Source organism: Micrococcus sp. MS-ASIII-49, from assembly GCF_000946635.1.
GTDB lineage: Bacteria > Actinomycetota > Actinomycetes > Actinomycetales > Micrococcaceae > Micrococcus > Micrococcus luteus.
The window spans coordinates 1-330 of the sequence record NZ_JXSP01000008.1 but is presented as its reverse complement, the minus strand read 5'-3'; the positions used below and the strand labels follow the sequence as shown (position 1 = coordinate 330).

General features: G+C 80.3%; 1 protein-coding gene. It reads right to left on the bottom strand.

The genetic code is table 11. The features are described 5' to 3' along the window. Window positions 1-330: 2-C-methyl-D-erythritol 4-phosphate cytidylyltransferase (locus tag SJ20_RS00505; RefSeq protein ID WP_044658570.1), on the bottom strand; the 330-nt coding region annotated here is incomplete at both ends.

Sequence of the window (330 nt, the reverse complement as noted above, 5' to 3'; positions counted from 1 at the left end):
TGAGCGCCGCGGCGTCGAGCGTGGGGTCCGTGCGCACGGCCTCGTGGGCCGCCAGCAGGGTGTCCAGGTCGAAGCCCTGCGGCGTCTGGATCGCGCGCAGTCCGGCGCGGGCCGGCGTGGCCGCGACGACGTCGACGCCGCCCCGTCCGGGGGTGACCTGCTTGACGGTGTCCGTCAGCGGCAGGCCCGGGACCGCGGCGACCGCGCCGGTCTCGAGCGCCGCCGTGACGGCCCCGAACACGCTCGGCGGGGTCAGCGCGCGGGCCGCGTCGTGGACGAGGACGCGGCGGGGCGCCCCCGCCGGGGCGAGGTCGGCCAGAGCGCGGGAGG